The sequence below is a fragment of the Burkholderia sp. MSMB1589WGS genome (assembly GCF_001636105.1).
GTDB lineage: Bacteria > Pseudomonadota > Gammaproteobacteria > Burkholderiales > Burkholderiaceae > Burkholderia > Burkholderia humptydooensis.
Genome location: NZ_LNJT01000006.1, coordinates 1,101,195 through 1,113,636 on the forward strand (window position 1 = coordinate 1,101,195; position 12,442 = coordinate 1,113,636).

The window sequence follows — 12,442 nt, forward strand, 5'->3', positions numbered from 1 at the left end:
CGCGATCCTATGAGCCGGCCGCGCCGCGGCCGCCGGGTTGCGTGGACTCCCGGTATAACGGCCGCGCGTCGAAAAAATTGAGGGACCGCACGCGCAAAAGATGCGCGCCGCGTTGCGCGGCCGGCGCGCGAGCGCCGCCGCGAGCGTTTCCGTTGCCCCGCGCGGTCGCGTCGGCCACGCGCGAGAGCGGCTTCGTCAGGCGCGCGCGAGTTGCCGGCGCTTCATCTCGAGCTGCGTGATGATGCGCTGCAGCGTGTTCTCGGCATTGCCCGGCAGCGACAGGAAGCGAAAGCCGAGCTGGTAGCGGCGCGCGCCGCTCGGCGTCTCGGTCGCGCGGTGCGACACGAGCTGCAGATCGAGCGACAGCTTCCCGTGGCCGTTCAGGTTCAGCTCGACGTCGGGCAGCGTCGTGCCCGGCTCGAGCGACGCCACGCGGTCGTCGCCCGTGCGCAGCCCGAGGCCGCCGAGCGACAGGTTGTGCACCTCGAACAGGAAGCTCTCGCCGTCGGGCAGCTTGCCGCGGCACACGTACGGATCGAGGATCGGCGCGTCGACCCGGAAATATTCGCGGCGCTGCACGCAGTACAGCACGTCGGGGAAGTCGGCCTCGAACGCGGGCAGGTTTTCGTAGCGGGTTTCGCGCGGGGGCGCGGTCGAGAATTCGACGCGCACGCCATCCGGCGACGCATGGAACACGCAGCGCGGCGCGGCGAGGATGCCCGCGTTCTGATCGGCAAGCGCGCCCCAGTCGAATACGAAGGTCCGCGCGCCGACGTCGACGTCGAGGATGCGGGTGACGAGCTGGCCGCCCTGGTACTGGACGGTCAGGAAATCTCCGCGATTGACGAGGTTGCGCAACTGCACGCCGATCTCGAGCGGATTGCGGCGGCCGTAATCGTGGCCGGAATGCGCGGCGGCGCTCTCGGCCAGACTCGTCGACTGTTCGGTATTCATGGCTTGCCGGTATTTTATCTCTATGCGCCCGGCGGATTTCGGGGGCGCGTTATGACCGGGTGTGATCCGCCCGATCGCTGGTCTCTCACGTTTAGCGGCAACAGCAACGCAAAGTTTAGATCGAAACCGGAGTTTATTTTTTCAGCAAACGTTAAAACCGCGCGGGGCCAGCCGGCGCGGTCCGAAATGTACCGAACGGTTGCTCGGCTTGTGTCAACCGAGGTCAGCCGAGCTGCTGCATGATCGAAATCAGCTTCTTCGCGTAGTGCGGATCGGTCGCGTAGCCGGCCTTCTGCATCCCGTTGGCGAAGCCTTCCGCGCTGTGGCCCGCGTTCAGCACGCCCGCGTAGCGCGGGTTGTTCTTCAGGAGGTTCGCGTAATCGGTCATCGCGTGCTCGTATGAGTCGTACGCGCGGAACTGCGCGACGACGCGGTGCGGCTTGCCGTTCTCGTACTCGGTCGTGACGGCCGACACCGTGCGGCCGGCCCAGCCCTTCGTCGCCTTGATGCCGAACACGTTGTAGCTCGATTCGCCGTTCGCGCCGCGGATCTCGCGCTTGCCCCAGCCGGATTCGAGCGCCGCCTGGCCGACGATGAAGCGCGCCGGAATGCCGGTGGCCGCGCTCGCTGCCTGCGCGGCGCCCGCCATCTTCTCGACGAACGCGTCCGCCTGCGCGGAATTGCCGTTGCCCTTCAGCGGCGGCGTGAGCGCGCTCGCCGCCGAATAGCCGCGCGTGCCCGCGAGCGCGCCGTTGCCGGACGACGCATTCGAATTCGCATACGCCCTCGCGAGCGCGTTCATTGCCGCGAGGCCGCCTTCGCCCTGCGCGTCGGCCGCGACGTTCGCGTTGCGCAGCAACTGCTTCGTCAGCGCGTCGGCGACGCCGATGCCCTTCGACGACATCTGCTGCGCGAGCTGCTGATCGAGCATCGACGTGTACATCTTCGACGAGCTCGAATCGAGCAGGCCGTCCGACGGCGTCGCGTCGCGCATGCTCTTCAACATCATCTGCGTGAACATCGCGTCGAACTGGCCCGCGACCATCTTCACACCCTCGCGCGGCGACGCCGCCGTGGCCTTCGAGCGCAGCGCGTCGAACCCCTGAACGTCGAGCGCGAAGCGCTGCGACAGATCGTTCGCTTTCGTGAAAGTCGTCACTTAGATGATCTCCAGGTCCGCGCGCAGCGCGCCCGCCGCCTTCATCGCCTGCAGGATCGACATCAGGTCCGCGGGCGTCGCGCCGAGCGAGTTGAGCGCCTTCACCACTTCGGCGAGGTTCGCGCCCGCCGTCACCATCCGCAGCGAGCCGTTGTCCTGCTTGAGCTGGATCTGCGACTGCTGCGCGACGACCGTCTGCCCGTTCGAGAACGGCCCCGGCTGCGACACGACGGGCTGCGTGTTGACGACGACCGACAGATTGCCGTGCGCGACCGCGCAGTTCTGCAGCGTCACCATCTGGTTCATCACGATCGAGCCCGTGCGCGCGTTCAGGATCACCTTCGCCGCCGCCCGCTCGGGGCTCACCTCGAGGTTCTGCAGCCGCGCCATGAACGCGACCTGCTGCGCCGAATCGGCGGGCGCGGTGAGCTGGATCGTGCGGCCGTCGAGCGCCGTCGCCGTGCCCGCGCCGAAGCTCGAGTTCACCGCGGACACGATCCGCTGCGCGGTGCCGTAATCCATGTCGTTCAGTTGCAGTTGCAGCACGCCGTTCATCTGCGCGATCGCGTTCGGCACCGAGCGCTCGACGATCGCGCCGCCGGCGATGCGGCCGGCCGCGAGCTGGTTCACCTGCACGCGGCTGCCGTTCGCGCTCGCGCCCGCGCCGCCCACCGCCATGTTGCCCTGCGCGAGCGCGTACACCTGGCCGTCCGCGCCCTTCAGCGGCGTGAGCAGCAGCGTGCCGCCGCGCAGGCTCTTCGCGTTGCCGAGCGACGATACGGTCACGTCGATCGCCTCGCCCGGCCGCGCGAACGGCGGCAGCGTCGCCGTCACCATCACCGCGGCGACGTTCTTCAGTTGCATGTTCGTCATCGCCGACGATCCGCCGCCGTTCGCCGAGCCGTTGTTGATCGAGATGCCGAGGTTCGCGAGCATGTTCGCGAGCGTCTGCGTCGTGAACGGCGTCTGCATCGTCTGGTCGCCCGTGCCGTCGAGGCCGACGACGAGGCCGTAGCCGATCAGCGGGTTGTCGCGCACGCCCTGGATCTGCGCGAGATCCTTCAGGCGCTCCGCGCGCGCCGCGGCGGGCGCGCATGCGAGCGCGAGCGCGCACGACGCGAGCGCGCAGCACGCCGCCGCGCGGCGATTCGATCGGACGAGGGCGCGCACGGCGCGCGCGAGCAGGATACGCATCGTCTTCACCACGGCGCGATGTTGAGGAAGAAGCGCTGCAGCCAGCCCATCGTCTCGGCTTCGTTGATGTAGCCCTTCGCCGAATATTCGATCTTCGCGTCCGCCACCTGCGTCGAGTAGACCGAATTCTGGCCGGAGATCGTATTCGGATTGACGACGCCCGAGAAGCGCACGAATTCGTTGCCCTGGTTGATCAGCATCTGCTTCTCGCCGCTCACGACGAGGTTGCCGTTCGGCAGCACGTTCGTCACCGTCACGGTGATCGTGCCGTTGAACGTGTTCGCCGCGCTCGCGCCGCCCGTCGACGCGAACTTGTTCGCGCCCTGCGCGGACAGGTTCGCCTTGTTGAAGAGGCCGCCGAGAAAGCCCGCCGTCGGCACGTCGAAGCTCGTGTTGCCCTGCCGGTTCGTGTTCGCGCCCGACGACTTCGTCGCGTTGATGTTCTCCGCGATCACGATCGTCAGGATGTCGCCGACGTTGCGCGGCCGCTGATCCTCGAAGAGCGGCCGGCCCGCATAGCCCGGGTTGTAGATCGAGCCGGGCGCCTGCATCGCGGGCGGCATCGGCGGCGCCGCCGACATCGGCTGCTGCGTGATCGGCTCGCGCGGGATCTGCGCGCAGCCCGCGAGCGCGGCGGCCGCGAGCGCGGCCGCGACGCGCGCGCGGCGCGCCGGTTGCGGGAGGAAACGAACCTGCTTCATGGCTTCTGACCTGGTGCCGGTTAGCGCGACATCTGCGTGACGGTCTGCAGCATCTGGTCGGACGTCGTCACGGCCTTGCTGTTGATTTCGTACGCGCGCTGCGTCTGGATCATGTTGACGAGCTCCTGCACGACGTTCACGTTCGACGATTCGACGTAGCCCTGCTTGAGCGTGCCCGCGCCGTTCAGGCCCGGCTGCGACACGTTCGGCGCGCCCGACGACGTCGTCTCCGCGAACAGGTTCTCGCCCTTCGCGTCGAGGCCGGCCGGATTGATGAACGTCGCGATCTGCAGCGCGCCGATCTGCACCGCGTTGTTCGAGCCCGGCTGCGTGACGGACACGACGCCGTCGCTGCCGATCGTGAGCGACGTCGCGTTCTGCGGCATCGTGATCGCCGGAATCACCTGATAGCCGCTCGACGTGACGAGCTGGCCCTGCGCGTTGGTCTGGAACGAGCCGTCTCGCGTGTACGCGTTCGTGCCGTCCGGCATCAGCACCTGGAAGAAGCCCTGGCCGTTGATCGCGACGTCCTTCGAGTTGCCGGTCTGCTGCAGGCTGCCCTGCGTGTACAGGCGCTCGGTCGCGACCTGCTGGACGCCCGTGCCGAGCTGCAGGCCGGAAGGCAGCTCGGTCTGCTGCGTCGAGTTCGCGCCCGGCTGGCGCACGGTCTGGTACAGCAGATCCTCGAACACCGCGCGCGAGCCCTTGAAGCCGTTGGTGCTCACGTTCGCGAGGTTGTTCGAGATCACGTCCATCTGCGCCTGCTGCGCATTCATGCCGGTCGCGGCGATGTAGAGGGAACGGTTCACGTGTTGACTCCTTGTCTGGCGCCCGGCGGCGCTTAGCTGAAGTTGAGCAGTTGGTTCGCCGCCTGCTCGTTCTGGTCGGCGGACTGGATCAGCTTCGTCTGCAATTCGAACGCGCGCGCGTTGTCGATCATCGACACCATCGCCGCCACCGGATTGACGTTGCTGCCCTCTAGCGAATTCGGCACGACCTTCACGGCCGCGTCGGCGTCGGCGGGATTGCCGTCCGCGGTGCGGAACAGGCCGTCGTCGCCGCGCTTCATCGTCGCGGGATCGGGGTTCACGAGCTTCAGTTGATCGATCATCGCGACGGCGGTCGGCGGATCGCCCGGCATCAGCGCCGACACCGTGCCGTCCGCGCCGATCGTGAGCTGCGCGTTCGGCGGCACGGCGAGCGGGCCGCCGTTGCCGACGACGGGCAGGTTGTTCGCGGTCACGAGCTGCCCGTTCTGGTCGACGTGCAGGTTGCCCGCGCGCGTATACGCCTCGGTGCCGTCCGGCAGCATCACCGACAGCCAGCCCGGCCCCTGAACCGCGACGTCGAGCGGATTGCCCGTGCGCTCGATCGGCCCCGGCGCGAAATCCGCGCCGGGCGTCGACGACAGCGTGTAGGTGCGCGTCGTCGCCGGATCGACGTTGCCGCTGCCGTCGTCGAAGTTCATCGGCACCGCGCGGAACGTCGCGAGCTGCGCGCGAAAGCCCGTGGTCGACGCGTTCGCGAGATTGTTCGCGACGACGGACTGCTGCTCGAGCGACTGCGTCGCGCCCGTCATCGCCGTATAGATCAGTCGGTCCATGCTGGCTGTTGTCCGCGAAGGCCGCTTACAGGTTGATGAGCGTCTGGTCGACGGCCTGCTGCGTCTTGATCGTCTGCGCGTTCGCCTGGTAGTTGCGCTGCGCGGTGATCAGGTTCACGAGCTGGCTCGTCAGATCGACGTTCGAGTTTTCGAGCGCGCTGCCCTGCAGCGTGCCGTGGTTCGTGCTGCCGGGAGCCGAGATCTGCGGCACGCCCGATGCGGCCGTCTCGACGTACTGGTTGTTGCCGATGTTCACGAGGCCGTTCGGGTTGTTGAAGTTCGCGAGCACGATCTGGCCGAGCGTCGCGGTCTGGCCGTTCGAGTAGTTGCCGGTCAGCTTGCCGTCGTTGCCGATCGTGAAGGTCGTGAGCGTGCCGCTCGCGAAGCCGTCCGGCGCGAGGTTGGTCACGCCGTCCTTGCCGCCGTACTGCGTCGTGCCCGTCAGGTCGAGCGTGAGCGCCTGCGGCGTCGCGGAGCCGTCCGTGTTCGGGATCGAGAACTGGAACTGGCCGAGCGTCGTGGTCGGCGTGGTCGAGCCCGCCAGCGTCGTGCTCTTGATCGCGCCCGACGTATCGAACGTGACCGTGCCGAGATCGGTCGGCGTCTGGTTCTTGACGCCCGCGTATGCTTCCCACGTGCCGGCCGCCGACTTCACGAAATACATGTTGACCTGCTGCGAGCCGCCGAGCGAGTCGTATACCTGGACCGCCGTCTGGAAGTTGTACGTCGTGGAATCCGCATAGTCGAACGGCGTCTTGGTCGGCACCGTATCCTGTGAGTTCAGGTTGAACTGGCCGGAGATCCTGGTCGTCGCGGTCGGCGCCATGTTGTTCGTCGGCGCCTGCAGCGGCACGGTCTGCGCAGTGTTGATCACGCCGTTCTTGTCCGCCTGGTAGCCCATCAGGCTCAGGCCCTGCGAGTTGACGATGTAGCCGTTCTTGTCGCGCTGGAACGTGCCGTCGCGCGAGTACGTGAGAACGCCGTTGTTCGACATCTGGAAGAAGCCGTTGCCGTTGATCGCGACGTTCAGCGACGACGTGCTCGACGTGATCGTGCCCTGGCTGAACTGCTGCTGCACCGATGCGAGCATCGTGCCGATGCCGATCGGATTGTTGACGGCCGATGCGACCGAATTCGCGTACATGTCGGAAAACTGCGCGGTGCTTCCCTTGAAGCCCACCGTGTTCGCGTTCGCGATGTTGTTGCCGATCACGTCGAGGTTGCTCGACGCGCCCGCCAAACCGCTCAAACCTTGTTGATAGCCCATCTCGGTCTCCGTAGCGAAGTGCTGGATCAGTTGGTGGAAGACGACGAGCTGTCGGTCGACGCGCTCTTCGTGGTGTTCGGGAAGATCGACGCGACCTGGCTGAAGCCGACCGTCGAGCCGTTCGACAGCACGAGCCCCGGCGTGCCGTCCGCCTGCTTGATGACGCTCAGCACCTGCGCGGACGACAGCGTGGTCGGCGCGTACTGCTTGCCGGACGTGTCGGTGTAGCTCGCGCTGATCGTGTAGGTGCCGTCGGGCAGCGCGTTGCCGGCCCCGTCCGTCGGCGTCCAGTTGAACGGCACGGTGCCCGCCGACTGCGCGCCCGCGTCGATCGTGTTGACGACGACGCCCGCCGAGTTCTTCACGTTGATCGTCAGGTTCGACACGGCGCTCGTGAGCTGCACGCCGAACGGCGACGCCGCGCCGCTCTTGACGGGCACGGTGTTGCCGGGCGCGAGCACGTTCGAGCCGATCAGCATCGCTGCCTGCGTCTGCTGGCTCGCGGTGATCTGCGACGACAGCGACGTGAGCGCCGTGTTCAGTTGCGCGATGCCGCTCACGGTGTTGATCTGCGCGAGCTGCGACGTCATCTGCGAGCTGTCGACGGGGCTCGTCGGGTCCTGGTTCTGCAACTGCGTGACGAGCAGCTTGAGGAACGTCGTCTGCAGATCGGCCGCCGACGTCGTCGACAGCGAGCTCGCGACATTGCTGTTCGCATTCGTGCCGCTCGCGCCGCTCGTGCCCGACGACTGGCCGTTCGAGCTCATCGTGTCATACGGCAGCGAGTTCACGGAGGTGCCGCTGCTGCCGATGGTCGTGGAGGAAGATGTCATCCCGGTTCGCCTTTCTCTCTGCTGTGCGTGTTTCTTTCGGTCGATGCAAAGCCGCGTGTCAACTGCCGATCGTCAGCGTCTTCAGCATCAGTTGCTTCGCGGTGTTGAGCGTCTCGACGTTCGCCTGGTACGAGCGCGACGCGGAAATCATGTTGACCATCTCCTGCACCGGATCGACGTTCGGCATCGTCACGTAGCCGTTCTGGTCGGCGGCCGGGTTCGACGGATCGTAGGTCGTCTTCATCGGCGACGGATCGTCGACCACCTTGGTCACCTGCACGCCGCCGACGCCCTGGCCGGACGCGGTGCGCGCGCGGCCCATCGGCGCGGTCGCGAACACCACCTGCTTCGCCTTGTAGGGCTTGCCGTCGGGCCCCGTCACGCTGTCGGCGTTCGCGAGATTCGACGCCGTCACGTTCAGACGCTGCGACTGGGCCGACATCGCGGAACCCGCGACGTCGAAAATGTTCATCAACGAAGGCATGCATGCTCCTTATCGCGTTGCGCGCTCATTCAACCGTTTCCCGTGACGCGCGCGGCACGCGGGAAAAGCGCCGATGCGGCGCATCACGAACCCGAATTCGACGTGATCGCGGCGATCATCGTCTTGATCTGCTGCGTCATCACCGTCATCCCGGCCTGGTAGTGCACCGCGTTGTCGGCGAACTGCACGCGCTCGGTGTCGAGATCGACGGTGTTGCCGTCGAGCGCCGGCTGCTGCGGAATCCGGTACTGCGCGCGGCCGTAGTCGTCGCTCGGGCCGCCCGTCGGGATCAGCTTCACGTTGCCCGCGAGGTGCGCGCCCGAAGTCGCCGCCATCGACATCCCGCTCGTCACGCCCGCCGGCTGCGCGAGCGGCAGTGTCGCCCCGTTGCCCGCGCTCGCCGCGCCGTCCTGCTTGAGCGCGCGGGCGAGCGTCGACGAGAAGTCGACATCGCGCGCGCGGTAGCCGGGCGTATCGGCGTTCGCGATGTTCGACGACAGCAGTTCCTGCCGATACGCGCGCACGTCGAGCGCCTGGCGGCCGAACGCGAATTCGGCATCGAGTTTGTCCAGCATCCGCGAGCTCCGTCTGAAGATAAGATGCGCCGCTCTTTCGCCGCCCGCGGCACCCGCGGCGCGGACAACCGGCGATGGACGGCCAAAGAGGCTTTTTCCCATGGGACGCATGGTAGGCGGACAACGCAACGGGCAATCGGGCGAATAACCGGCAAAGGGCCCCTCTATTCGCGGTTTGCCGGCGCTCGCCCATCCCTAGAATGCAACCCCGTATCAATCGGTTTCCAAGCGGGTTTCCAAACGGGTTTCGAGGAGGGCGCGATGACGACTGACGCAGGCCGCGCAACGCGCGTGCGCTTTGCCGCGGCGCTCGCGCTGGCGGGCTGGATGGGCGCGGCGCTCGCGCAGCAGGCGGGCGACGGCGGGATGATCGTGATCCCGGGCCGCGGCGAATCGGCACAGACCGCGCTCGCGAATGCGAACGCGGCGAGTGTGCGCGGCGCGAATGCCGCGGGCGCGGCGGGCCTGAACGGGGCCGACCGCACGGCAAGCCCGAGCGGATGGAGCGCGCAGGCGGCTGCCGCATGGGCCGGCCGAGCCGGCGCGGCGCCGGGCGCGGAATCGGGCGAACCCGGCAATGTCCACGCGGCGGCCGAGCCGGGCCACGGCCTGATCGTGATTGAACCCGGCCCGGCCGAATCGAAGGGCCGGGCCTTGACCGCCGCCCCGAGCGGCTGGAACCGGCAAGCAACCGCGGCCGCGGCGGGCCAAGGCACCCCGGCGGCGACGCTCGCCGCGCAAGACGGGGCCCCACCGGCCGGCCAACCCGCGAATGCGCGGACGGCTGCGCGATCATGGCCCGCGCCGCGCATGCAAGGCGCGGCGGCCACGCAAGGCGGCGTGATCCCCGTGTCGTTCCGCTCGCAACCCGCGCCGCGCACGCTGCCGGTCCGTCCCGCGCCGATTCGGGCGGCGGCGAGCGCACCCGGCGCGCAACCGGCGGCCGCAACCGGCACCGCCACGGCGGCTCCGGCTCCCGCCGGCCAGCAGGACGGCGAATCGATCCGCCGCGCGGCGCTTGCGTTCCTGCAGCAGCAGGCGGCCGGCCTGCCCGGCAAGACCACCGTCACCGTCGCGCCCGCGTTCCCGCGCGGGCTCGCCGCGTGCGCGACGCTCGAGCCGTTCCTGCCGTCGGGCGCGCGCCTGTGGGGCCGCACGACGGTCGGCGTGCGCTGCGCGGGCGAGCGTCCGTGGACGATCTACCTTCAGGCGAAGCTCGCCGTGCAGGCAACCTACTATGTCGCCGCGCGCCAGATCGCGCCGGGCGAGACGCTCACGGCCGCCGATCTCGTCGCGCGCGACGGCGATCTGACGATGCTGCCGCTCGCCGTGATCACCGACGCGCAGCAGGCGGTCGGCGCAACCACGCTCACGCGGGTCGCGGCGGGGCTGCCACTGCGCCAGGATCTGTTGAAGAGCGCGGCGTCGGTGTCGATCGGGCAGACGGTGCGGGTCGTCGCGTCGGGGCAGGGATTCACGATTTCGGCGGAGGGCAGCGTGCTCAACAACGCGGCGCCCGGCCAACAGGTGCGGGTGCGGATGGCGGCGGGCCAGATCGTCACGGCGATCGTCAAGGACGCCGCGACGGTGGAAATCCCCCTCTAAGATTGCAAACTTTCGTTGATTCAGGGGGTTACTGAAAAACGGGGGCTAAAGTTCGGGCCGGCCTTGCCGTTATTGTGGTCAAACCCGTACAGGAAACACCATCGTGAATGTCGATTCCACCCCTACTTCGAACGCCCGCACGCTGTCGAACGCCAGTACGGGCGCGGCTCGCGCGCAAGCCGACCAGCCGCCCGCGACCCAGGCGCCCGCGGGCGCGCCGGCGGGCGGAGACGCGAGCGTGAGCCTGTCCGGCCTGTCGTCGACGCTGCGCAGCCTCGCCGCTTCGGGCGGCGCCGACATCGATACCGCCCAGGTCGACGCGATCCGGGACGCGATCAAGAACGGCACGCTGTCGATCGACACGGGCAAGATCGCCGACGGGATCCTGCAGACCGCGCGCGATCTGCTGAAGCCGCCGCCGCAGACGGGCAACAGTTGAGCCGGCTTCGCAGCCGGACGACGGAATGCACAACACGGTGCGCGGACGGCCCGCGCGCCGCCATGCCGAGCGAAACGAAATGAGAGACGAACTGCTGGCCACGGTCAACGACGAGCACGCGACGGTCGAGGCGTACGCGTCCCTGCTCGCGTACGAGGAGAAGGCGCTGACGACGGCGTCGCCGCTCGACGCGTTGCCGGGCATCGTCGAGCGGAAAACCGGGCTGCTCGAGAAGCTCGCGCAACTCGAGCGCCGGCGCGACACGCTGCTCGCGTCGCTCGGCCTGCCGGCCGGCAAGAAAGGGATGGATCTCGCGGCGGAAAACGACGCGCGCCTCGCGAACGGCTGGCAACTGCTGCAGCTATCGGCCGAGCGCGCGCGCCATGCGAACGCGATCAACGGGATGCTGATCCGCATCCGGATGGACTACAACGAACGCACGCTGTCCGTGCTGCGCGCCGCGCCGCCGCGCAACGGCTTCTATGGGCCGGACGGGCGCGTCGCCGCGGCCGCACGCTGAAATCGGAGCGGCAGCGCGGCGCACGCGTTGCCGCTCGCCAGAGCGCGCACCGAGCGCGCCGGCCGCCTCCCCCGCCAACCCCGGCACCCGCCTGCTCGCCAGCGCCGATCGCCTGCGCGCGCATGCGCACGCGCGCGGTGCGCCGCCTCCTTGATCATCGCTGAAGCGCCGGAGACGTTTCGTCCGGCCGACTGCGCCTTCTCGCGCCCTTGCGGGCCGGATCGGAAATTTCGCCGCAAATCGGCGCTTTTTCCGCATGCCGCCTTTTCTGCCACCACGAAACCGACACCGATACGGCGAAACCGCCGATCGGCGCGGCAGGTTCGTCTGGCCGGTTGCGACGATTTGCCGATTCGGCGCCGTGTTTTCCATCGGTCGCACCAATTGGGGCCGCGGTTGCTTTTCTAAGATGTTTTCACGGCCCTGCCAAGTTGCGCAGGGTTCGTACCGAAAACATCCCGCCGAAAGGCAGCCACACCGTCACAAGGAGCAACCATGGCATTCCCGACCAGCGTCAACGACCAGATCACCGATTCCGTCACACAGGCCAATACCAAGGTATTGGGCGATGCGCCGGCGATCGCGATGGGCAACCTCTACCAGGCCACCGCGCAAGCGCTCGCCAATACCGCCCACAACGCCACCAACGCTCAGCAGCAAAGTTACGTCACCACGCAAGCCGCCACCACGATGGGCGTCGCGACGCTGTACTCGCTCGATACCGCCGCCACGGGCGTGTCGACCAAGGACATCCTGAGCACCGGCGTTCGCGGCCTCGGCAGCTAAGCGGCCAGGACTAAACCACCAAGGAGCCCGACATGGCTTTTCCGACCAGCGTCAATGACCAGATCACCGATTCCGTCACGCAGGCCAACACCAAAGTGTTGGGCGATGCGCCGGCGATCGCGATGGGCAACCTGTACCAGGCTACGGCGCAAGCCCTGGCCAACGCGGCGCACAACGCGACCTATGCGCAGCAACAGAGCTACGTGACCGCGCAAGCCGCCACCACGATGGGCGTCGCGACGCTGTATTCGCTCGACACGGCCACGACCGGGATCGCCACCACCAAGATCCTCGGTACCTGAGGATCGCCGGCAACCGTTGA

General features: G+C 68.0%; 15 protein-coding genes. 5 read left to right on the forward strand and 10 right to left on the reverse strand.

Translation table 11 applies throughout. The annotated features are described in order from the left end of the window. Positions 1 to 195: 195 nt before the first annotated feature. From WT16_RS07310 to flgB, 10 genes are all read right to left on the reverse strand, one after another. Positions 196 to 954: a flagellar brake protein gene (locus WT16_RS07310; protein ID WP_006024243.1), complete on the reverse strand. Its 759-nt coding sequence runs from the start codon at positions 952 to 954 to the stop codon at positions 196 to 198. Between the two features lie 223 nt (positions 955 to 1,177). After that, on the reverse strand, positions 1,178 to 2,113 hold the full coding sequence (gene flgJ, locus WT16_RS07315) for a flagellar assembly peptidoglycan hydrolase FlgJ (RefSeq protein ID WP_063532987.1): 936 nt from the start codon (positions 2,111 to 2,113) through the stop codon (positions 1,178 to 1,180). Beyond that, the gene (locus WT16_RS07320) at positions 2,114 to 3,307 is read right to left on the reverse strand and encodes a flagellar basal body P-ring protein FlgI (RefSeq protein WP_063533072.1); all 1,194 of its coding nucleotides are present in this window, start codon (positions 3,305 to 3,307) and stop codon (positions 2,114 to 2,116) included. A 5-nt stretch (positions 3,308 to 3,312) separates the two neighbouring features. Further along, positions 3,313 to 4,008, reverse strand: a complete 696-nt coding sequence (flgH, locus tag WT16_RS07325) for a flagellar basal body L-ring protein FlgH (RefSeq protein WP_015600406.1) — start codon at positions 4,006 to 4,008, stop codon at positions 3,313 to 3,315. Between the two features lie 20 nt (positions 4,009 to 4,028). Next, positions 4,029 to 4,817 carry a flagellar basal-body rod protein FlgG gene (gene flgG / locus WT16_RS07330; protein WP_006024239.1) on the reverse strand — a complete coding sequence of 263 codons (789 nt, stop codon included), beginning with the start codon at positions 4,815 to 4,817 and terminating at the stop codon, positions 4,029 to 4,031. Between the two features lie 32 nt (positions 4,818 to 4,849). Further along, positions 4,850 to 5,611 carry a flagellar basal-body rod protein FlgF gene (flgF, locus tag WT16_RS07335; RefSeq protein ID WP_059930564.1) on the reverse strand — a complete coding sequence of 254 codons (762 nt, stop codon included), beginning with the start codon at positions 5,609 to 5,611 and terminating at the stop codon, positions 4,850 to 4,852. Positions 5,612 to 5,636: 25 nt separating this feature from the next. Beyond that, the gene (flgE, locus tag WT16_RS07340; protein ID WP_009911064.1) at positions 5,637 to 6,878 is read right to left on the reverse strand and encodes a flagellar hook protein FlgE; all 1,242 of its coding nucleotides are present in this window, start codon (positions 6,876 to 6,878) and stop codon (positions 5,637 to 5,639) included. Positions 6,879 to 6,904: 26 nt separating this feature from the next. After that, positions 6,905 to 7,711 carry a flagellar hook assembly protein FlgD gene (gene flgD, locus WT16_RS07345; protein WP_006024236.1) on the reverse strand — a complete coding sequence of 269 codons (807 nt, stop codon included), beginning with the start codon at positions 7,709 to 7,711 and terminating at the stop codon, positions 6,905 to 6,907. Positions 7,712 to 7,769: 58 nt separating this feature from the next. Beyond that, on the reverse strand, positions 7,770 to 8,195 hold the full coding sequence (gene flgC / locus WT16_RS07350) for a flagellar basal body rod protein FlgC (protein WP_009911063.1): 426 nt from the start codon (positions 8,193 to 8,195) through the stop codon (positions 7,770 to 7,772). 83 nt (positions 8,196 to 8,278) lie between these two features. Continuing rightward, the gene (flgB, locus tag WT16_RS07355) at positions 8,279 to 8,770 is read right to left on the reverse strand and encodes a flagellar basal body rod protein FlgB (protein WP_015600307.1); all 492 of its coding nucleotides are present in this window, start codon (positions 8,768 to 8,770) and stop codon (positions 8,279 to 8,281) included. A gap of 261 nt (positions 8,771 to 9,031) precedes the next feature. Between flgB and flgA the strand changes: the two genes are divergently transcribed. The 5 genes from flgA (at position 9,032) to WT16_RS07380 (ending at position 12,422) form a co-directional block, all read left to right on the forward strand. After that, positions 9,032 to 10,375 carry a flagellar basal body P-ring formation chaperone FlgA gene (gene flgA, locus WT16_RS34340; protein WP_063532988.1) on the forward strand — a complete coding sequence of 448 codons (1,344 nt, stop codon included), beginning with the start codon at positions 9,032 to 9,034 and terminating at the stop codon, positions 10,373 to 10,375. A 103-nt stretch (positions 10,376 to 10,478) separates the two neighbouring features. Continuing rightward, positions 10,479 to 10,814: a flagellar biosynthesis anti-sigma factor FlgM gene (flgM, locus tag WT16_RS07365; protein ID WP_063532989.1), complete on the forward strand. Its 336-nt coding sequence runs from the start codon at positions 10,479 to 10,481 to the stop codon at positions 10,812 to 10,814. A 25-nt stretch (positions 10,815 to 10,839) separates the two neighbouring features. Continuing rightward, positions 10,840 to 11,334 carry a flagellar protein FlgN gene (locus tag WT16_RS07370; protein ID WP_197486454.1) on the forward strand — a complete coding sequence of 165 codons (495 nt, stop codon included), beginning with the start codon at positions 10,840 to 10,842 and terminating at the stop codon, positions 11,332 to 11,334. A gap of 495 nt (positions 11,335 to 11,829) precedes the next feature. Beyond that, on the forward strand, positions 11,830 to 12,120 hold the full coding sequence (locus tag WT16_RS07375; RefSeq protein WP_006024230.1) for a RebB family R body protein: 291 nt from the start codon (positions 11,830 to 11,832) through the stop codon (positions 12,118 to 12,120). Between the two features lie 32 nt (positions 12,121 to 12,152). Further along, positions 12,153 to 12,422, forward strand: a complete 270-nt coding sequence (locus WT16_RS07380; protein ID WP_006024229.1) for a RebB family R body protein — start codon at positions 12,153 to 12,155, stop codon at positions 12,420 to 12,422. The last annotated feature ends 20 nt before the right edge of the window (positions 12,423 to 12,442 follow it).

Excerpts from the sequence above, each read along its gene's own strand:
- WT16_RS07310 (WP_006024243.1), bottom strand. The coding sequence starts at position 954 with ATGAATACCGAACAGTCGACGAGTCTGGCCGAGAGCGCCGCCGCGCAT.
- WT16_RS07320 (WP_063533072.1), bottom strand. The coding sequence starts at position 3,307 with ATGCGTATCCTGCTCGCGCGCGCCGTGCGCGCCCTCGTCCGATCGAAT.
- flgH (WP_015600406.1), bottom strand. The coding sequence starts at position 4,008 with ATGAAGCAGGTTCGTTTCCTCCCGCAACCGGCGCGCCGCGCGCGCGTC.
- flgF (WP_059930564.1), bottom strand. The coding sequence starts at position 5,611 with ATGGACCGACTGATCTATACGGCGATGACGGGCGCGACGCAGTCGCTC.
- flgE (WP_009911064.1), bottom strand. The coding sequence starts at position 6,878 with ATGGGCTATCAACAAGGTTTGAGCGGTTTGGCGGGCGCGTCGAGCAAC.
- flgD (WP_006024236.1), bottom strand. The coding sequence starts at position 7,711 with ATGACATCTTCCTCCACGACCATCGGCAGCAGCGGCACCTCCGTGAAC.
- flgC (WP_009911063.1), bottom strand. The coding sequence starts at position 8,195 with ATGCCTTCGTTGATGAACATTTTCGACGTCGCGGGTTCCGCGATGTCG.
- flgB (WP_015600307.1), bottom strand. The coding sequence starts at position 8,770 with ATGCTGGACAAACTCGATGCCGAATTCGCGTTCGGCCGCCAGGCGCTC.
- flgA (WP_063532988.1), top strand. The coding sequence starts at position 9,032 with ATGACGACTGACGCAGGCCGCGCAACGCGCGTGCGCTTTGCCGCGGCG.
- WT16_RS07370 (WP_197486454.1), top strand. The coding sequence starts at position 10,840 with ATGCACAACACGGTGCGCGGACGGCCCGCGCGCCGCCATGCCGAGCGA.
- WT16_RS07375 (WP_006024230.1), top strand. The coding sequence starts at position 11,830 with ATGGCATTCCCGACCAGCGTCAACGACCAGATCACCGATTCCGTCACA.
- WT16_RS07380 (WP_006024229.1), top strand. The coding sequence starts at position 12,153 with ATGGCTTTTCCGACCAGCGTCAATGACCAGATCACCGATTCCGTCACG.